Origin of the sequence: Herminiimonas aquatilis, from assembly GCF_042665175.1 — a bacterium.
Lineage (GTDB): Bacteria > Pseudomonadota > Gammaproteobacteria > Burkholderiales > Burkholderiaceae_D > Oxalicibacterium > Oxalicibacterium aquatilis.
Genome location: NZ_JBHTCC010000002.1, coordinates 540,072 through 559,944, shown reverse-complemented (window position 1 = coordinate 559,944; position 19,873 = coordinate 540,072). Strand labels below are relative to the sequence as shown.

Below are 19,873 nucleotides of genomic sequence, written 5' to 3'. Positions count from 1 at the left end.
CGAAAATCGTTGTCTCTACGGACTCGTGCCGCCGCGCGCACGATGACGTGCGAACAACGGGGACAGTAATCAATTGTGCGAAGAGTGGGTGCATCAGCCAGCTAATCCTTTAAAATTGAGTTGATTATAACCCTCTCTCTTTTTAAAAAGAATTCATCGTCATGCGTGCATCCCGTTTTTTCATTTCCACTCTTAAAGAAGCCCCTTCCGACGCAGAAATCGTCAGTCATAAACTGATGATGCGCGCCGGCATGATCAAGCGGCTCGGCTCCGGTATTTACACCTACATGCCGATCGGTTTGCGCGTGATCCGCAAGGTGGAAGCCATCGTGCGGGAAGAAATGAACCGTGCGAATGCCATCGAATTATTGATGCCGCTGGTGCAACCTGCCGAACTTTGGCAAGAGACTGGGCGCTGGGACAAGATGGGTCCTGAGCTGATGCGCGTCAAGGATCGCCACGGTCGTGAGTATGCGATTCAGCCGACATCGGAAGAAGTCGTAACCGATGTGGTCCGTACCGAGATTAAATCCTATCGTCAGTTGCCACTCAATTTTTACCACATCCAAACCAAGTTCCGTGATGAACGCCGTCCGCGCTTCGGGCTGATGCGGGGGCGTGAATTCACGATGAAGGATGCTTATTCCTTTGATCGAGATGTGGAAGGTTTGAAGCGTTCGTATCAAATCATGTTCGATGCGTACGTAAAGATTTTCAATCGCTTTGGCCTGCAGTTCCGAGCGGTAGCGGCCGATAACGGCGCCATTGGTGGTTCCGGTTCCCACGAATTCCACGTGATTGCCGATACAGGTGAAGACGCGTTAGTTTATTGCCCTGACTCCGATTACGCCGCCAATATGGAGGCGGCAGAAGCAATTGCGCCAGCGGCTCCACGCGCCGCCGCGACACAAGCGCTGACCAAAGCCTCGACGCCAGGAACATCGAAATGCGAAGATGTTGCTGCATTGCTGAAGTTGTCACTCACACAGACGGTCAAGTCGATCGTGCTGACGGTGGAAAAAGAAGAGAAGGGTGTCGTCAATAAAGAAGTATGGTTATTGCTATTGCGCGGTGACCATGAATTGAACGAAGTAAAAATCGCAAAGATTCCGGGTTTGGCAGACTATCGCTTTGCCAGCGAGGCGGAGATCGTCGAGTGGTTCGGCACTACGCCAGGCTACCTTGGCCCTGTCAATACCAAGAAGCCAGTCAAGCTGATAGTCGATCGCACAGTCGCAGTCATGAGCGATTTCGTCTGCGGCGCCAATGAAGTGGACTTCCATTTCACTGGCGTCAATTGGGTGCGCGATTTGCCTGAAGCCACCGTGCTCGACATTCGCAATGTGGTCGAAGGTGATCCTTCGCCCGATGGCAAAGGCATGCTGGCGATTCAGCGCGGTATCGAAGTCGGCCACGTGTTCCAATTAGGTACTGCTTACTCCGAGAAGATGAAGGCGACTTACCTCGATGAAAATGGCAAGCCGCAATTGATTCAAATGGGTTGTTATGGCATCGGCGTCACCCGCATTGTTGGGGCTGCCATCGAGCAGAATTTCGATGACAAGGGCATCATCTGGCCGGCTGCGCTGGCACCGTTTGAAGTGGTACTGTGCCCTATGGGCTACGATCGTAGCGAAAGCGTCAAGGCAGAAACCGAAAAATTGTATGAAGCTTTGCAGGCGGCTGGCGTCGACGTCATTCTGGATGACCGTGGTGAGCGGCCAGGAGCGATGTTTGCCGATTGGGAGTTGATCGGCGCACCACATCGTATCGTGATCGGTGACCGCGGCTTGAAAGAGGGCAAGCTGGAATACCAGGGCCGCCGCGATACGGAGGCAACTGCAGTCGCACTGGATGAAATGCTCGCTTTCGTTAAAGCCAAATTGGCTGCGTGATTGTTTTGATGCAATTGGCGATGGCGAATATGGTCTTTCGACGCCATGAGGTTGAAGGCTGCAACCGGCGATATGCCGGGTCGCTATTGTCAGCGTTGAGCCGTATAGTCATCGTCAGCATATTTTTGCTGATGAATGCTCCTTATGTTTTCGCGGGCAATCAAAAAGAAGAAGCCATGGCGGATTCGGTGCGCATGGCTTTATCGCGTGCGATTTCCGATCCGCGCCCCCCTGTTCCGCAATTCATCGATATCAAGGAACGGCTGGCTTATCTGCAATGGTTGGGCGATATGTCGGATCGATTGGCTAAAAGAATTTCGGATAGACAGGTGCGCATCGAGTTCTTGCGCACGGTGTGGTACGAGGCACGGCGCGCCGGTCTGGATCCGGCCTTGGTGCTTGGCTTGATACAGGTAGAATCGGCCTTCCGTAAATATGCAGTGTCACCGGTAGGCGCGCATGGCTATATGCAAGTCATGCCATTCTGGACGCGTGTGATTGGTGACGGAGATCGCAGCAAGCTGTTCCATATGCAGACTAATTTGCGGTTTGGCTGTTCTATCTTGCGTATGTATCTGGATATGGAAAAAGGCGATTTGTTTCTTGCGCTGGGACGCTACAACGGAAGTCGTGGTCGTGCCGAATACCCGAATTCTGTATTGGCATCTTGGCGAAACTGGGAACATCACCCTTGACGTGATGGCCAGCAATGCAGATGAAAAGCGTTGCGGAGCATTTGAACATTCACATAGGCGGCGAATCGACAATGCGCAGCAAAAACAAAAACGCCCGCGCGATGCGGGCGTTTTTGTTTGGTACCTGAAAAATTATTTCAAGTGACCGGAGATGAGTTTGGTCATCTCAAACATCGATACTTGTTTCTTGCCACCAAAGACTGCTTTCAGTTTGTCATCCGCATCAATCATGCGTTTGTTTTCTGGGTTTTGCAGTTTGAATTTCTTGATGTATTCCCACACTTTTTTGGTTACTTCAGTGCGAGGTGCTGGTGCTGCACCGATAACAGCGGCCAGAACTGCGGACGGTGTTACTGGTTTCATGAACGCAGCGTTAGGCTTGCGTGCAGTCGCTGGTTTTTTAGCGGCGACTTTTTTAGCTGCCGGTTTTTTCACTGCGACTTTTTTAGCTGCTGGTTTTTTAGCGGCTACTTTTTTGGCTGGCGCTGCTTTTTTGGCTGGCGCTGCTTTTTTCGCTACTACTTTTTTTGCTACTGGTTTCTTAGCGGCCGGTTTTTTGGCCGCTGGTTTTTTGGCTGTTGCCATCTTCAAACCTCCTTCACATTGTGTTGGGAAATTGCGCCACTTCACGCACCGCTAATAGTGGTGTGGTTTTTCTTGCCGTGCAAGTGTTTTTTGAGTGTTTCACATGGTATTTGTAGGTTGTGCGCCACGCCCTGATCACAGAGGGAAAACGCCCAATGCCTTATCCGGTTCGAACGCTTCAAATTTGGATCGAATTTGATCGCGAATGAAAGCGATTTTTTGCCGATTAGCGCATTTCAAAAAAGCGGAAAGTGATTTTTTCTTGGGGACGCGGCTTCAATGATGCGCACTATTTTGAGGTGCCGCGGGATGAAAAAACCCGGCATCAGCCGGGTTGGGGGATTTTCTCAGGTGTCGAAAATCAGCGCATACCGGGTAACATGCCCTTCATGCCGCGCATCATTTTCATCATGTTGCCGCCTTTAAGCTTCTTCATCATGGTTTGCATCTGGTCGAATTGCGCCAGCATGCGGTTGACTTCCTGCACCTGAACGCCAGCGCCGGTAGCGATGCGGCGCTTGCGTGAGGCCTTGATCAGTTCAGGTTTGGCGCGTTCCTGCGGCGTCATCGAGTTGATGATGCCCTCCATGCGTATCACCTGTTTGTCTGCCATACCCATATTGGCGCCGCTGGCCGCCTGCTGTAATTGTGCTGGAAGTTTGTCCATCAGGTTGGACATGCCCCCCATCTTTTTCATCTGGGCGAGTTGTGATTTGAAGTCATTCAAATCGAATTTGCCGCCGACCTTGATCTTTTGCGCAAGTCCTTCGGCGGCTTCCATGTCGACACCCTTGCGGGCTTCTTCGACCAGCGCGAGGATATCGCCCATGCCAAGAATACGATCTGCCATGCGGACCGGATCGAAGGCTTCGAGGCCATCCAGTTTTTCTGCTACGCCAGCAAATTTGATCGGCTTGCCAGTAATGTGGCGTACCGATAGTGCCGCACCGCCGCGTGAATCACCATCCAGTTTGGTCAGCACGATACCGGTCAGCGGCAACGCGTCGCTGAAGGCCTTGGCCGTATTGATCGCATCCTGACCAAGCATCGCATCGACCACGAACAGGGTTTCGATCGGCTTGACGGCGGCATGGATCGCCGAGATTTCCTGCATCATCGCCTCGTCTATGCCGAGACGGCCAGCAGTATCGATGATCAGTACGTCGTGATAATGCCGCTTGGCGTAATCGAGCGCTGCCAGCGCGATATCAACCGGCTTGTCGGTGGCGGCGGAAGGAAAGAAGTCGGCGCCAACCTGAGCAGTCACGGTTTGCAACTGACCGATCGCAGCCGGGCGATAAACGTCGGCAGAAACGGTCAGGACTTTCTTCTTCTTTTGTTCGCGCAGATACTTCGCCAGCTTGCCGACGGTGGTGGTTTTACCTGCACCCTGCAGGCCGGCCATCAGGATGATTGCCGGCGGCTGGGTTGCAAAATTGAGTTGCGAAGCTTCGGGGCCGAGATCCGCGCCCATGATGGCAGCGAGCTCGCGTTGCACCACGCCGACCAATGCCTGGCCTGGCGAGAGCGAGCCGATGACATCTTCACCCATCGCTTTTTCTTTGACGCGGCTGATGAATTCACGTACGGCGGGGAGTGCAACGTCGGCCTCCAGGAGCGCCAGACGGACTTCGCGCAGCATTTCTGCGGTGTTCGCTTCCGTCAGGCGCGCTTCTCCGCGCATGGTTTTGACGGCTTTGGCTAGGCGTTGAGTGAGATTGTCGAGCATGGGTATTTTGAATGAGTGATGAAACAACTGATTGTGGCGAAAATTACGTGCCTGCAATGACTATGCACCTGAGGTGCGGGCAAACTTCATTTTACCTGATGCCGTGCGGGATAGCCGCGCTCTTGCCGTAGCTAATCTGGAAAACCGGTTTTTGGATAACCTTGCGGGCAGTATCTTGTAGAGGCGTTTTTATCCGGCTAATGGTAATGTCGCAATAATAATTCCCTGTGCCATGGCAATATGCTGATCGAATTTGGTGTCATCGCGCTTTGATGTCGCTTGATCCCTGTCAAATCCATCACGCGCAAGTAATCCGAATAAGTGTGGATGGAAAACATGACAATACTGTTTGTCCCGGCGGGAAGCTCTGATTACATGGTGTAAACTTAAGCGATGTATATATATCTATTTGTCCTGGCTGCCTTGTTTTATGCGGTGTGCGCCTGCCTGCCGCCGAAAAAACGCATGGCAATTTCGATCGGCACACTGGTTGGATGGGTGCTGCACGGCGGCGCGCTGTGGGCGGATGCCGTTACCTCCAATTCCCTACGGATGGGATTTGCCATCATGCTGTCCGGGACCTTGTGGATTTCTGTCGCTGCCTACTGGTTGGAAAATCGCAACTTCACACTGGATGGCTTGCGTATTCTTGTATTGCCGTGCGCAGCGATCGGCGTTCTGTTACCGATGATTTTTCCTGGTAGCGTGATTGCGCTGGATGGCCGGTCAATTCTTTATCCCTGGCACATTGTGATTGCCATGCTGGCCTACAGCACACTGACGATTGCTGCTTTTCATGCGATCTTGATGGCGCTGCAGGAATCGAAACTGCATACCGGCCTGAATGCACAAAAAGCCGGTTGGTTTGGCATGGCGCTTGATCGCCTGCCAGCCTTGTTGACGATGGAGAAATTATTATTCCGCCTGATCGGCTTCGGATTCTTCTTGCTCACCCTGACGGTTTTGTCAGGCGTCATTTTTTCCGAAGAATTGTTTGGACAAGCGTTCAAATGGGAGCACAAAACCATCTTTACGATGTTGTCCTGGCTCTTGTTCGGTATCTTGCTGGCGGGACGAAAATGGCGCGGCTGGCGCGGCAAGACCGCACTCAGTTTTACACTGACCGGCTTTACGACCTTGCTGCTTGCTTATGTCGGCAGCCGCTTCGTGCTGGAAGTTGTACTGCACCGGGGACTCGCATGAAATTGTTGTTGTGGGCCGCTATTATTTTCGCGGTGATCTGGCTGCTCCGCAGTAAAAAATCTTCAGCCAAGGTGGATGTCCCTGAGTCCCCACAGGCTCAGCATGACGGTACAGAAGCAATGTTGCGTTGTGCGCATTGCAAGACTTATTTCCCCGCCTCGGAAGCGGTATTTGATTCTTCAAATACCGCTTTTTGCAGCGTCGAGCATCGCGCTCAGCATGTTTCGCGGTAATTTATGAGTCAAGCCAAGCCGGTTTTCGAGGACGCCAAAGCGACATTTTGGCGCACGCTGCAGACGTTCGCGTTTACGCGAACCTTGATCGTGGCGGTGTTATTGGTCTACTTCGGTTTGAGCTCGGCGAAACTATGGCCGGACAAACAGCAGTTTTGGGAAATCTGCATCGCCTATTTAATCGCGGCATTCATATTCGCACTGCTGTCGTGGTACTGGCGCCGCCGTTTCATGATGCAGCTGGTGGTCCAGATATCGGTTGATATTGCTGCGATCTCCTTTCTGTATTTGTCTGCAGGTGGAATCAAAAGCGGTTTGGCGATTCTGTATTTGTTCCCACTGGCGGGCGGAGCGATTCTCGCGCCCCTGATTCTGTCGCTGTTTTTCGTTTCTGTCGTGACCCTGGTTCTGCTGGCGGACAGCGGTTACCAGTTACTGAATGAAAACTCAGACATCTCTTCATCGCAAGTCGGCCTCTATGGCGCGGCATTTTTCATCATTATTTTTGCCATCAATCGCCTCGCCGCGCGCCTAATTAAACAGGAATCGCTGGCGCTGGGACGAGGCAAGGCCTTGCATGTTCAGCAGGCCATTAATCGTCTCATCATCGCGGATATGGAGGACGGCGTTCTCGTGGTCGATCGCAAAGGTCGCGTACTGATTAGCAATCCGGCGGCAGCACACATGCTTGGGCTCACTTTTCCGCATGAAAAAATCTACGGGAAATTATCGGATATGGCGTGGTTGCGGCCGATAGCCGATGCCTATCAAGCATGGGGAGGGCTGGACGGTTTGCGCACGCCGACACAAGCCAATACGCCGACATTTGTTTTAATCAAACATGGGGAAGATTTGACCCTACAAGGCGGCACGACGGTGTTGGGTAGTCGCCGCGAGTTGATCACGCATTTGAAGTTGCGCTTTGCAAAAGTCGACGCGGAAGGCGTTCAGGAAGAGCGGGTTGTAATCTTCCTGCAGGATGTCACTGAAATCGAGAATCGTGCGCAGCAGCTCAAGCTGGCGTCAATGGGGCGTTTGACCGCCAGCATTGCACATGAGGTGCGTAACCCGTTGTCTGCGATTGGGCATGCGGCTTCGCTGCTGAGTGAAGACGCGCAGGAAGCAAGTCAGCAGCGCCTGCTAGCCATCATCAGCGATAACGTGGCTCGCTTGAATCGCATGATCGAGGATATTCTCAAGTTGTCACGCAAGGCGCATCAGTATCATGAGCCGCTTTGTTTGGGATTGCTGTTTGACGATGTTTTGAGCGAATTGCATGAGATGCACGCCGTGCTGCAGGGGATGATCGCGATCGCCGATATGACGCCCTACAAAGTACGTTTCGATCCGTTGCATTTGCGAGAAATCATCTTGAATTTGCTGACAAATGCGTTACGCTACGCGAGCGGAATGCCGGGGAGCATTCGCGTTTATATAGTTTCTGGCATCGGCCATCGGCTCGAATTGCACGTGCAGGACGACGGTCCGCAAATTACGTCTACAGTGCGTGCCCACTTGTTTGAACCGTTCTACACAACATCCAGCAAAGGCACCGGCCTCGGACTCTATCTGGCGCGCGAATTGTGTTTGAATAATGGTGCCTTGCTGAATTATGAATATCGAAGTGATGACGAAAAAAGTGCGCCGGCTGGCCGTTTCGTTATCACCTTCGCTAATAATGAAAATATTTGATCGTATTTGACCGCCCATGAACCGTAAAAACCGCGTGCTATGAGTTCTCCTCGCATATTGATCGTTGACGACGAAGCAGACCTGCGGGAATTGCTGGAGATTACTCTCATCAAAATGGGGCTGGATATCGATAGCGCCCCCACGCTCGCGGTAGCGCGCGATTATCTGTCGAAGACGGAATATGCATTGGTATTGACCGATATGCGCTTGCCGGATGGGCTCGGAATAGAGTTGGTACACGAGGTGACGGCGCAATACAAAAATACGCCGATTGCCGTGATTACCGCCTTCGGCAGTGCAGACAATGCCGTCGTGGCCTTGAAGGCGGGTGCGTTTGATTACCTGTCCAAGCCGGTCGGACTCGAACAATTGCGCGTCATGGTCCGCTCGGCCTTGCGTATTAGCCAAAGTGACGTCAACCAGACATCCAGCCAAAAAGCGATCGTACCAGCCGCATTGCGTCTGATGGGGCAGTCTGAAGCGATGCAGGGATTGCGGGCGCAAATTGCACGGCTCGCCCGCAGCATGGCACCGGTCGCCATCAGCGGCGAATCTGGGAGCGGCAAGGAATTGGCGGCCCGTGACATTCATGCGCAGAGTGCACGTAGCGACAAGCCTTTTGTCGCCGTCAACTGTGGTGCAATTCCTGATGCTTTGATGGAAGCAGAATTTTTTGGCTATCGCAAAGGCGCATTTACCGGTGCGGCGGATGACAGGGATGGCTTTTTCCAAGCCGCCAATGGCGGGACTTTGCTGCTGGATGAGGTGGCAGATTTGCCTTTGGCGATGCAGGTCAAGTTGCTGCGGGCGATTCAGGAGCGGCGGGTGCGCAAGGTAGGCGCCACGGTGGAGGAGCCGGTCGATGTGCGTATCGTCAGTGCGACGCACCAGAATTTGCATGAATGCGTAGGCAAAGGAAGCTTCCGCCAGGATTTGTATTATCGGCTGAATGTCATCGAGTTGAATTTGCCGCCGTTGCGTGAACGGCTGGATGATATCGGCTTGCTGGCGCAGGCGATTCTGAGCCGCCTTGGCGGCGGGCAGCAGACAATACTGACTCCCGCTGCGCTCGATGCGCTACGCAGTTATTCATTTCCCGGGAACGTGCGCGAACTGGAAAATATTCTGGAGCGCGCATTGGCATTTGCCAACGACGGTGTGATTGAAGTAATGGACTTGGCACTGAAAGCATCGCCGCCAATCAAGATTTTCGCGCCCTCGTCTTCCGGAGAACAGGCGATGATGGTGCCGGCATTGATTGAAACCGAAGAAATGATTTTGCCGCCGCTGTCAGACGAGTTGCCGCCATCCTTGCCCGATCATCTCGACGATGTTGAGCGGGAGATCATTCGGCGCGCATTGGAAAAAACCAAATTTAACCGCACGCAGGCTGCAGAACTGCTCGGGATCAGTTTCCGCCAACTACGTTACCGCATGCAGCGGCTGGATATCAATGCCCCCGAATAAACAGTCCGCGGGCGCTAGATCCTTGCCGTTTCAGATCGGCGCGAATGGTTGGGCTGCTGACGTCGTGCGCTTGCCATCGCCTAATTTCGACCGGCGCGCTGAAGGGATGGAAATTGCGTTGCTGGTTATTCATAACATCAGCCTGCCGCCTGGACAGTTCGGTGGCCCGTTTATCGCCGACCTGTTTTTGAATCAGCTGGATTATGATGCGGATCCTTATTTCGACCAACTGAAGCCTTTGCGCGTATCGGCGCATTTTCTGATCCGGCGTGATGGCATGGTCATGCAATTCGTATCTGCGAACGACAGGGCATGGCACGCCGGCACATCTTCGTTTTGTGGACAAGAGCGTTGCAATGATTTTTCAATCGGGATCGAGTTGGAAGGTACAGACTTTGAACCTTTCGAGCTGGCGCAGTATGCTGCGCTGGCATTGCTGACTGATGCATTGAGGCGGGCCTATCCACTTCGGCATGTGGCGGGGCATGAACAGATTGCGCCGGGACGGAAAACCGATCCGGGGCCATTTTTTGACTGGGCAGATTATCAAGAGCGCTATCACAAAGTGCGCTCGGAATCAGTGCAATCTGCGCGCATTGATGGTGATTTGCAGTTCTATTTAGATTAAAAAATGCACCATTGCAATCCCATGTATTCATATAAAAAAATATATCGAAAACTCTCACGAAAGTGATTGCATCCCCGACTTTAGCGCACTAGAATTAGTGCAGATCATAAATTCCACACTAGATGTAGTGGGTTTTGCCGATCCACCCCTTAAATCTGTTCAGTTGTTGCTTCACCATAATTTGTCCGTATATACATATTAGTCGGGGCCCTGAGCAGGTGTCTTTCAATATAACTAAATAGAGTTGGTCCCGGTGCGAACCTAGATGGACGTACGCAGGTGCCTTCCATAAAAAACATTTTTCGCAAAACCCGCAATAACAGGTTTATCTCTTACAACCAGCACGGCAAAACCTGCCTGCAATAGTTTTTAAAGGAGTTGTAATGCTCTCTACTCAAGAAAATTCAGCCAAATCGTCGACGGAAATCGGCAATATCGCGCCTCTCGCGGTTGCTCCATCGACTTCCGGCGCTCACGCCGTCGGTTTGAGCGACCACCGTATCATCCGCCGCAACGGCGCAGTGGTCGGCTTTGAGCCATCTAAAATTTCCATTGCTGTTACCAAGGCATTTTTGGCCGTTAACGGTGGTCAGGGAGCCGCATCTGCACGCGTGCGCGAACTGGTCGAGCAATTGACGGCGAATGTGGTGAACGCCTTGGTGCGTCGCCAGCCAGCAGGTGGCACTTTTCATATTGAAGATATCCAGGACCAGGTTGAGTTGGCGCTGATGCGCTCGGGCGAACACGATGTAGCCCGCGCTTATGTCTTGTACCGTGCAAAACGTATGGAGGAGCGTGCGCAGCAGCAAGCCGCGAAGCCAGTCGTTGAATCCAACCAGTTGCACGTGATCGAAGATGGTCAACGTCGTCCGCTGGATATGAATCAAGTGCGCGATCTGATCGGCGCAGCATGCATTGGTTTTGAAAAGCATGTCGACGCTGAAGCGATTCTGCGAGAAACAGTCAAGAACCTGTACGACGGTGTACCGGTCGAAGAATTGCATAAGTCCGCCATCCTGGCTGCTCGCGCGCTGATGGAAAAAGACCCTGCGTATACAACAGTGACAGCGCGTTTGCTGATGCACACTATCCGTAAAGAAGTATTCGGCAAGGAAGTCGCTCAAGCGGATGCGCCTGAAGCCTACTTGGAATACTTCCCTAAATTCATCAAGAAAGGTATTCAGGCAGATCTGCTGGATGCCAAGCTTGGTCAGTTCGATCTGAAAAAACTCGGCGACGCCCTCGTCCCTGAGCGCGATTTGCAATTCGGTTACCTTGGCTTGCAAACTTTGTATGACCGTTATTTCCTGCATATCAGCGATACCCGCATCGAAATGCCGCAAGCGTTTTACATGCGTGTTGCGATGGGCCTGGCGCTGGGCGAAATCAACCGTGAAGAACGTGCGATCGAGTTCTACAACCTGTTGTCGTCGTTTGACTTCATGAGCTCGACCCCAACCTTGTTCAACTCAGGTACTTTGCGTTCGCAATTGTCGTCATGCTATTTGACGACGGTCGCCGATGATCTCGACGGCATCTATGAAGCAATCAAGGAAAATGCATTGCTGGCGAAATACGCCGGCGGTCTGGGTAATGACTGGACGCCAGTCCGTTCACTCGGTGCGCACATTAAAGGTACCAACGGTCGTTCGCAAGGCGTTGTGCCATTCCTGAAAGTTGTCAACGACACTGCAGTTGCTGTCAATCAAGGCGGCAAACGCAAAGGTGCGGTTTGCGCCTATCTGGAAACCTGGCACATGGATATCGAGGAATTCCTCGACCTGCGTAAAAACACTGGCGATGATCGCCGTCGTACGCATGACATGAACACCGCCAACTGGATTCCTGATCTGTTCATGAAGCGCGTGATGGAAAAAGGCGAGTGGACGCTGTTCTCGCCATCCGACGCACCAGACCTGCACGACAAGGTCGGCAAGGCATTCGAAGAAGCCTATACCGGCTATGAAGCTAAAGCTGCTCGTGGTGAATTGAAACTGTTCAAGACCATTCAGGCGCTGGATCTCTGGCGCAAAATGCTGTCGATGCTGTTCGAAACCGGCCATCCATGGATCACATTTAAAGATCCTTGCAACATCCGTTCGCCGCAACAGCACGTTGGCGTCGTTCACAGCTCGAATCTGTGCACCGAGATCACATTGAATACCAACGATTCGGAAATCGCAGTCTGCAATCTGGGTTCGGTCAACATGCCGGCCCACATGAAAGACGGCAAGCTGGATCACGTCAAGCTGCAAAAAACCATCCGCACCGCGATGCGCATGCTGGATAACGTGATCGACATCAACTATTACGCAGTCAAAAAAGCGCGTGACTCGAACCTGCGTCACCGTCCAGTCGGCCTCGGCATCATGGGCTTCCAGGATTGCTTGCACATGATGCGTATTCCTTATGCATCGAACGAAGCAGTGCAATTTGCTGATAACTCGATGGAAGCCGTTTGCTACTACGCTTACTATGCATCCACCGAATTGGCAGAAGAACGTGGCCGTTACAGCTCGTATAAAGGTTCCTTGTGGGATCGTGGCATCTTGCCGCAGGATTCGCTGAAATTGCTGGCAGAAGAACGTGGCGCGAAATATCTGGAGGCGGATTACAGCGAAACATTCGACTGGACACCGTTGCGCGCACGCATCAAGGAATTCGGCATGCGCAATTCCAACTGCGTAGCAATCGCACCGACTGCGACGATTTCAAACATTATCGGCGTCTCGGCTTGTATTGAACCGACTTACCAAAATCTGTACGTCAAATCGAACTTGTCTGGTGAATTCACCGAGATCAATGAATATCTGGTCCGTGATTTGAAAGCGCGTGGCTTGTGGGATGAAGTCATGATTTCCGATCTCAAATACTTCGACGGCAGCTTGGCCAAGATCGATCGAATTCCGCAAGATCTGCGCGATATCTACGCCACCGCTTTCGAGGTGCAACCATCGTGGTTGGTTGAAGCCGCATCGCGTCGTCAAAAATGGATAGATCAAGCGCAGTCGCTGAATATCTACATGGCAGGCGCATCGGGTAAAAAACTTGATGACACTTACAAGCTGGCATGGTTGCGCGGTTTGAAAACCACGTATTACCTGCGTACCATGGGTGCAACGCACACCGAAAAATCGACATCGAAAACCGGCGCGCTCAATGCGGTGGATTCCGGCGGCGGCAATTCGACAAGTGCATCCGCGGCTGAAACCGACGGCCCAGCATGCATGCTGCGTCCAGGCGATGCCGGGTTTGAAGAGTGCGAAGCCTGCCAATAATCGTCTATTCAGACGGTGGTATTCGCTAGCAAAAATTGATATTCATGATGTTGCACTGAACTTGAATTGCATAATGCTGACAAAGCTGTATAAGGTTTTGTCGGCATTAAGGTTTTCGGCAACATCCGCACCATATATAAATAAGGAAATACATCATGCTAAGTTGGGATGAAGAAGCAAAGCCAGCAGCACCGCAGCCGGCATTGCAACCAGCACTGCAACAAGTACGTGACGCAGCAGCACAACGCGTACAAGCCCATCAAGATGTCGCATTGAATCCTGCATTGGTGGCAAATCCGGCCGCCGCAGTTGATCCAACCCGCCGCATGGATGCGGCTGACAAGCGCATCATCAATGGACAGACCGACGTCAATCAACTGGTTCCGTTCAAATACAAATGGGCATGGGATAAATATCTGGCTGGTTGCGCAAATCACTGGATGCCGCAAGAAATCAACATGCAGCGTGACATCGAGCTGTGGAAAAATCCTAACGGTTTGACTGAGGACGAACGTCGTCTGGTTAAGCGTAATCTCGGTTTTTTCGTTACTGCCGATTCTCTGGCTGCGAACAATATCGTGCTCGGTACTTACCGTCACATCACTGCACCTGAATGCCGCCAGTACTTGTTGCGTCAAGCGTTTGAAGAAGCGATTCATACCCACGCGTATCAATACATCGTGGAATCACTGGGTCTGGATGAAGGCGAAATCTTCAACGCCTATAACGAAATCGAATCGATACGCGACAAGGATCAATTCCTGATTCCGTTTATCGATGTACTGACCGATCCACACTTCACGACTGGCACGACAGAAAACGATCAAACATTATTGCGTTCGCTGATCGTGTTTGCGTGCCTGATGGAAGGCTTGTTCTTCTATGTCGGCTTCGCGCAAATCCTCGCGCTCGGTCGTCAAAATAAAATGATGGGCGCGGCCGAACAGTATCAATACATTCTGCGTGATGAATCGATGCACTGCAATTTCGGGATCGATTTGATCAACACGATCAAGTTGGAAAATCCGCATTTGTGGACACCGCAATTCCGCGAAGAGATTAAAGCGTTGTTTTTACGCGCAGTAGAGTTGGAATATCGTTACGCAGAGGATACAATGCCGCGTGGAGTGCTTGGACTGAATGCTCCGATGTTCAAAGGCTATTTGAGATTTATCGCAAATCGCCGCGCTCAACAAATCGGTTTGGAACCGATGTTCGAACAAGAGGAAAACCCTTTCCCTTGGATGAGCGAAATGATCGATCTGAAAAAAGAGCGCAACTTTTTTGAGACGCGTGTCATCGAATACCAGACAGGTGGCGCGCTCAACTGGGAATAAGCAAGTTGAGCTGCACCTTGAATATGCAGTCGTATAAATATGAATCACAAGACTGCAAAAACAGGAAAGGCAACAACCAAATTTAATGAACAGTAGAAGACCGATACGATCTGATCTGCTCAAGCCGCACCACCTGATTCAGTCAGGTGTGGCGGCTTTTTCCTTTAAAAAAGGTTTGTTTTTTCTGAAACAGAATTCCAATGCCGGCATGAGTGCTGGCGTTTTTTTTGGCTAATGCAGTAGCGCCGCTACGAAATACGCATGGTCATGTAAGGCTGAAGTGCTGCATAAGTGAGGGGATGCAGCAGTTCAGCTGGTGCCGAATTCATTAGCGCAAGCAAGAGTACGCTTGTGCCGATGAATAATCCGCCTTTTTCATCGCGATGGAAACGGCGGGTTTCCAATAGAAGCTTGATTTTTTCCATCACGTGAAGGAGAAACAAAATGGCAACAGCAGCAAAAAAACCAGCAGCGAAGAAACCAGCTGCAAAGAAAGCAGTAGCAAAAAAACCTGTCGCTAAAAAAGCAGCAGCTAAGAAGCCAGTGGCTAAAAAGGCAGTCGCCAAGAAGCCAGTAGCGAAAAAAGCAGTAGCCAAAAAAGCGGTAAAGAAAGTCGTCGCTAAAAAAGCAGCAGCTAAAAAGCCAGTTGCTAAAAAAGCGGTAAAGAAAGTCGTCGCTAAAAAAGCAGCAGCTAAAAAGCCAGTTGCCAAAAAAGCGGTAAAGAAGGTCGTCGCTAAAAAAGCAGCAGCTAAAAAGCCAGTTGCCAAAAAAGCGGTAAAGAAGGTCGTCGCTAAAAAAGCAGCAGCTAAAAAGCCAGTTGCCAAAAAAGCGGTAAAGAAAGTCGTCGCTAAAAAAGCAGCAGCTAAAAAGCCAGTTGCCAAAAAAGCGGTAAAGAAGGTCGTCGCTAAAAAAGCAGCAGCTAAACCAGCAGCTAAGCCGGTAGCTAAACCAGCAGCTAAAAAAGCAGCGCCTAAAAAGCCAGCAGCTAAACCAGCAGCAGTAGCAGCACCTGCGGTTAAAACGGTATTGAACCCGGCAGCGGCTTGGCCGTTTCCAACGGGCACTCGTCCGTAAATCCAGGTTCGCTTGGGTGCGCCTGATTAAATTCAGGCACAATCCGCTGTGTGGCTTACGTCGCACAGCGGTTTTTTTTTGAAGGAGTCTTCGTGCTGGAAAGTATATTTACGCTGATTATCGATACCATCGCCGTCGTGCTGGCGGGTGCCTTGTTACTTAGATTCTGGATGCAGGCCGTGCGCGTGCGCCCGCCGATGGAGATCGCGCAATTTACATATCAACTGACGGACTGGCTGGTACGTCCTTTGCGACGCATACTGCCGGGCGCAGGCGGTTACGATTGGGCCAGCCTGATAGGTGCATTTTTAGTGGTCTTGATCGCTACCGCGGTTGAAGTCTGGTTACGCAGTGCGTTTACGCCGCATGTGATCTTGCTGCTGACTATTCTGCGGCTCTGTCAGTGGGCATTGTACGGATTGATAGGCTTGTTGCTGATCGAGGTGATTTTCAGCTGGGTCAATCCGCATGCACCACTGGCGCCGTTTGTACGCAGCCTCAATGACCCGTTGATGCGGCCTTTGCGGCGCATAGTGCCGCTGATGGGAAGCATTGATTTGTCACCGCTGGTGGCATTGATACTGCTGCGTATTGCGATTGAATTGGTAGCGACTATCGTCGGATCACTGCTTTGACGCGTTGCACAGAATGATGCCTGCTGACAGCTGAGTATTGTCAGCAGGCCGTGTCGTTAGAAACGGTAACCGAATGCCTGATGGAAGCAGTCTTCAATTTCTATACGCGATAACACGTGATTTTGCGGTCCTTGATGGCGAATCTTGATTGATCCCATCAGGCTTGCCAGACGTCCTGTGGTTTCCCAATCCAGATTATTGGTCAAGCCGAACAACATGCCGGCACGGAATGCATCGCCACAACCGGTTGGGTCCACGACCTTGTCTACTTCTACGCAGGGAATCGCCAGATGCTGGTTGCCCGTGAAAATATCCGCGCCTTGTTCGCCACGCGTGACCACCAACGCAGAGACCTGTTCTGCGATTTTAGCCAGCGACAAGCCGGTGCGCTCTGTCAGTAATTCTGCTTCATAGTCGTTTACTGCAACATAGGTTGCCAGCTCAATGAATTGCTTCAGTTCGTCGCCGTTAAACATTGGCAGACCCTGGCCGGGATCAAAAATAAAGGGCACGTTCAAGTCTGCGCATTGTTGCGCATGTTGCAACATGCCATCACGGCCATCCGGTGCAATGATGGCGACAGCGATATCACCGGCTTGCTCCACCGTATTTTCATGTGCGAAGGTCATCGCGCCAGGATGAAACGCCGTGATTTGATTGCTATCGGTATCCGTCGTGATAAATGCCTGACCGGTAAACGACGTTTCTATGGTTTTGATGCACTGCTGAGAAATGTCCAGTTTTTCCAAATGTGCGCGATACGATGCGCCGTCTTGACCGATGGTCGCCATGATGAGCGGATCACCGCCGAGCAGCTTCAGGTTATACGCAATATTGCCGGCGCAACCGCCGAACTCGCGCCGCATTTCCGGGACAAAAAAGCACACATTGATTTTATGCAGTTGGTCCGCCAGCAAGGCTTCGGAAAAACGGCTTTGGAACGACATGATCGTATCGAAGGCGAGGGAACCGCAAATGAGTGATTTCATGGACTTAAAGTATGGAAATAAATGAGGATGGGAAATTGCTCGCAATCATACACCGCGCGAGCGGCTCGTAGTATTCGCCGGTTGGCATGAAATAGAAGTGCCTGCGCATGGACTGCTCACAGAGTCAAGAATGCCTGATGCTCAAGGATAAAACAGGTACACGCGATAGCCGGAGGCCTTGATCTGCGCCAGTTCAAAAGACAGTTTGACGGTGTGTTCGCTGCTTGCGGCAAATCCCGCGCGGATTTCCTCCGCGCTCAGGAAGTCGGTCGGTTTGAAAACACGGCGTAATAGCGGCTTTTCATTGGCATCGTTCAAGGTCAGTTCAATATGCGGCCACGCTTGCAGCGTTTCACTGTAATTGCGCAGCAGCGTAGTGAGTACAAACGACTCCTTGTTTTCGGCCAGGGTTTGCAACTCGCTGGATTCGATCGAGACGGCATTGATTTGTGCTGGCAGTTCTATGCGGCAGGCAATGACATCGCAAAGCTGCGTCAGGAAGGGCTTGGCTTGCGGAAATGCCCCAGCGATCTGATTGCGGAATAAATAAGTGCCTTGTGTTAGCGCAGCGATCAGGAGAATAAAGCAGGTGATGCCGAGCGCGATGGCAAGTTTTTTTCCGAGGCGTTGTTGTCGGCGGCCACGTTTGACGAAGGCCGGTTCATCATCGTCAATAAACTCTGATTCATCTTGATTATCACTGGCCTTCGCCTGGGCCGCTTTCTTGTTGCTGCGCCAGGGTTTGCGCTGCAAGTCCTCAATAGCTTCGTCCAGCTCATCCTTGCTGTTCGGATCGAAATCCTGGCTATCTGCGCCATTGCTGACGTTCCCTGAGGCCGTGTTTGCTTGTTCTGCATTGGCATCTTGTTCCGGATATTCGCGCGTGAAGTCGACCAGCGTCATGCGCTGCAAAGGATCTTCACGTTTGCTGGCGACAGGTTCTGCCGATGGCCCTGGTCCTTCATCTACTTCAGCTTGGGATGGCGCGGGAATATCGAAGTCGATCTGGTCGCTAGGCGTGTAACGCGCTTCTTCTTTCTCTCCTACGGCCGTTGCGGTATCCGGCGACGCTGCATCCAAAGCGGTCGTGACCAGCGACTGCTCTTCTGCAGTTTTGTCAGGAGGAGAGTCGCTTAAGCCAGTTGCTGCAAATGCGGGCTCGACCGCGCTCGCCGTGCTATCTGCTGGCTCGGCATCTGGCGGTGGCAACAGATGTTCGATCCCGTTGAAAATTTCCTTGCAGTGGCCGCAGCGTACCAAGCCTGCACGCAATTTCAATTGATCGTGTACGACGCGGAACGTCGTTTGGCAGTGGGGACATTGCGTCGCGAGTGCCATGGTGTTCGCTATTTGTTGTCTAAAGATTGTGCGGCAGATGAGCTGCCTGCCAACGCGACCCAGCCTTCATGTTCTGCCCACACCGTCAATGCGATGAATGGCGCATAAGCAGCGGCGACTTCATCAACCTGCGTGGCTAGTACGCCTGATAACACCAGCTGTCCACCAGGATTCACGCGTCCAGCCAGCATCGGCGCCATCAGTTTTAACGGATTGGCGAGAATGTTGGCGACGACGACGTCGAAGGTGTGCGCGTGACCGGATTCTGCAAACTCATCCGGCAGGTAGTAATCGACGTCGCAATGATTGCGTTCGGTATTGAATATGGCCGATTCAATTGCCTGCGGATCGATGTCGATGCCGACAACTTTTTTTGCGCCCAGTTTTTTGGCAACCATCGCCAGAATGCCGGAGCCGCAACCATAATCGAGTACGGTCAAATCGACAGGCGCATGGGCTTCCAGCCATTCCATGCAAAGTCTCGTGGTCGGATGACTGCCGGTGCCGAAGGCGAGGCCAGGATCGAGTTCCAACACCAGTGCGTCCGGATCGGGGGCATCGTGCCAACTAGGGACAACCCAGATATTTTTACCGATATGGATCGGCTCGAACTGCGATTGGGTCAGACGCACCCAATCCTGTTCTTCAACATTGCGCAACGTGAATTCAACTTCACTTGCAGCCAGACCAATCGCACTTGCAGCCGTAGCGACGATCGCGGTTTGATCTGATTCTGCTGGGGTTAATGCAACGACGCGGCTGTGTTCCCATGCCGCTTCCTTGGGTTCCATTCCCGGTTCGCCGAACAGCGGCTGTTCGGCGTCCGTGCCGAAATCGGCATCTTCGACAGATACCGATAAGGCACCGGCGTCCATCAGCGCATCGGATAGAGATTCCGCATGCGTACGGGCGACTTCGATGACAATTTCGGTCCAGCTCATGAATACCTCAATGAATTACAGTGCAGCCTATTATATTGGCTGGACGCCTGAGTCGGCGGGATGATGGATTTATTTGATGCGGCCCGTAACGACAGCGGGCTGTCGTTACGGTAATTCTGAAGCAATGGCAAGAATGAATATCCTGCCACCTTAA

Annotated in this window: 17 protein-coding genes; 11 read left to right on the top strand and 6 right to left on the bottom strand. The window is 52.0% G+C overall.

The window, feature by feature from the left end; all coding sequences use genetic code 11:
- The first annotated feature begins 161 nt into the window (after positions 1-161).
- Together ACFQO0_RS12160 and ACFQO0_RS12155 are read left to right on the top strand one after the other, a co-directional pair.
- Positions 162-1,895 (top strand): proline--tRNA ligase, encoded by a 1,734-nt coding sequence (locus ACFQO0_RS12160; RefSeq protein WP_382234988.1) that lies wholly within the window; start codon positions 162-164, stop codon positions 1,893-1,895.
- A 131-nt stretch (positions 1,896-2,026) separates the two neighbouring features.
- A complete protein-coding gene (locus ACFQO0_RS12155) occupies positions 2,027-2,590 on the top strand; it encodes a lytic transglycosylase domain-containing protein (protein ID WP_382234986.1) in 564 nt (187 codons plus the stop codon).
- Between the two features lie 132 nt (positions 2,591-2,722).
- Here ACFQO0_RS12155 and ACFQO0_RS12150 read toward each other — a convergent pair whose 3' ends face one another.
- Both ACFQO0_RS12150 and ffh read right to left on the bottom strand, forming a co-directional pair.
- The gene (locus tag ACFQO0_RS12150) at positions 2,723-3,175 is read right to left on the bottom strand and encodes an SWIB/MDM2 domain-containing protein (RefSeq protein ID WP_382234984.1); all 453 of its coding nucleotides are present in this window, start codon (positions 3,173-3,175) and stop codon (positions 2,723-2,725) included.
- Positions 3,176-3,536: 361 nt separating this feature from the next.
- A complete protein-coding gene (gene ffh, locus ACFQO0_RS12145; protein ID WP_382234982.1) occupies positions 3,537-4,904 on the bottom strand; it encodes a signal recognition particle protein in 1,368 nt (455 codons plus the stop codon).
- 393 nt (positions 4,905-5,297) lie between these two features.
- Between ffh and ACFQO0_RS12140 the strand changes: the two genes are divergently transcribed.
- From ACFQO0_RS12140 to ACFQO0_RS12110, 7 genes are all read left to right on the top strand, one after another.
- Positions 5,298-6,107: a cytochrome C assembly family protein gene (locus tag ACFQO0_RS12140; RefSeq protein WP_382234980.1), complete on the top strand. Its 810-nt coding sequence runs from the start codon at positions 5,298-5,300 to the stop codon at positions 6,105-6,107.
- A complete protein-coding gene (locus tag ACFQO0_RS12135; RefSeq protein ID WP_382234978.1) occupies positions 6,104-6,340 on the top strand; it encodes a PP0621 family protein in 237 nt (78 codons plus the stop codon). Before ACFQO0_RS12140 ends, ACFQO0_RS12135 begins: the two co-directional genes overlap by 4 nt.
- Before the next feature lie 3 nt (positions 6,341-6,343).
- Positions 6,344-8,032 (top strand): ATP-binding protein, encoded by a 1,689-nt coding sequence (locus ACFQO0_RS12130; protein ID WP_382234976.1) that lies wholly within the window; start codon positions 6,344-6,346, stop codon positions 8,030-8,032.
- 39 nt (positions 8,033-8,071) lie between these two features.
- Positions 8,072-9,499 (top strand): sigma-54-dependent transcriptional regulator, encoded by a 1,428-nt coding sequence (locus ACFQO0_RS12125; RefSeq protein WP_382234974.1) that lies wholly within the window; start codon positions 8,072-8,074, stop codon positions 9,497-9,499.
- Positions 9,486-10,127, top strand: a complete 642-nt coding sequence (gene ampD / locus ACFQO0_RS12120) for a 1,6-anhydro-N-acetylmuramyl-L-alanine amidase AmpD (RefSeq protein ID WP_382234972.1) — start codon at positions 9,486-9,488, stop codon at positions 10,125-10,127. The genes ACFQO0_RS12125 and ampD overlap by 14 nt, the downstream gene beginning before the upstream one ends.
- Positions 10,128-10,510: 383 nt before the next feature.
- Positions 10,511-13,405: a ribonucleoside-diphosphate reductase subunit alpha gene (locus tag ACFQO0_RS12115; RefSeq protein WP_382234970.1), complete on the top strand. Its 2,895-nt coding sequence runs from the start codon at positions 10,511-10,513 to the stop codon at positions 13,403-13,405.
- Between the two features lie 155 nt (positions 13,406-13,560).
- On the top strand, positions 13,561-14,742 hold the full coding sequence (locus ACFQO0_RS12110) for a ribonucleotide-diphosphate reductase subunit beta (protein WP_382234968.1): 1,182 nt from the start codon (positions 13,561-13,563) through the stop codon (positions 14,740-14,742).
- A 248-nt stretch (positions 14,743-14,990) separates the two neighbouring features.
- Here ACFQO0_RS12110 and ACFQO0_RS12105 read toward each other — a convergent pair whose 3' ends face one another.
- On the bottom strand, positions 14,991-15,167 hold the full coding sequence (locus ACFQO0_RS12105) for a hypothetical protein (RefSeq protein WP_382234966.1): 177 nt from the start codon (positions 15,165-15,167) through the stop codon (positions 14,991-14,993).
- 19 nt (positions 15,168-15,186) lie between these two features.
- Between ACFQO0_RS12105 and ACFQO0_RS12100 the strand changes: the two genes are divergently transcribed.
- The gene (locus tag ACFQO0_RS12100) at positions 15,187-15,816 is read left to right on the top strand and encodes a histone H1-like DNA-binding protein (RefSeq protein ID WP_382234964.1); all 630 of its coding nucleotides are present in this window, start codon (positions 15,187-15,189) and stop codon (positions 15,814-15,816) included.
- Between the two features lie 92 nt (positions 15,817-15,908).
- On the top strand, positions 15,909-16,451 hold the full coding sequence (locus ACFQO0_RS12095) for a YggT family protein (RefSeq protein ID WP_382234962.1): 543 nt from the start codon (positions 15,909-15,911) through the stop codon (positions 16,449-16,451).
- Between the two features lie 56 nt (positions 16,452-16,507).
- Here the strand turns inward: ACFQO0_RS12095 and ACFQO0_RS12090 are convergent, their stop codons facing one another.
- The 3 genes from ACFQO0_RS12090 to prmA all read right to left on the bottom strand — a co-directional run bounded on the left by ACFQO0_RS12090 (position 16,508) and on the right by prmA (position 19,719).
- Positions 16,508-17,440: a carbohydrate kinase family protein gene (locus ACFQO0_RS12090; RefSeq protein WP_382234960.1), complete on the bottom strand. Its 933-nt coding sequence runs from the start codon at positions 17,438-17,440 to the stop codon at positions 16,508-16,510.
- Between the two features lie 141 nt (positions 17,441-17,581).
- Positions 17,582-18,778, bottom strand: coding sequence for a DUF3426 domain-containing protein (locus ACFQO0_RS12085; protein WP_382234959.1), 1,197 nt, complete (start codon positions 18,776-18,778; stop codon positions 17,582-17,584).
- Positions 18,779-18,786: 8 nt separating this feature from the next.
- On the bottom strand, positions 18,787-19,719 hold the full coding sequence (prmA, locus tag ACFQO0_RS12080) for a 50S ribosomal protein L11 methyltransferase (protein WP_382234957.1): 933 nt from the start codon (positions 19,717-19,719) through the stop codon (positions 18,787-18,789).
- Between the last annotated feature and the right edge of the window lie 154 nt (positions 19,720-19,873).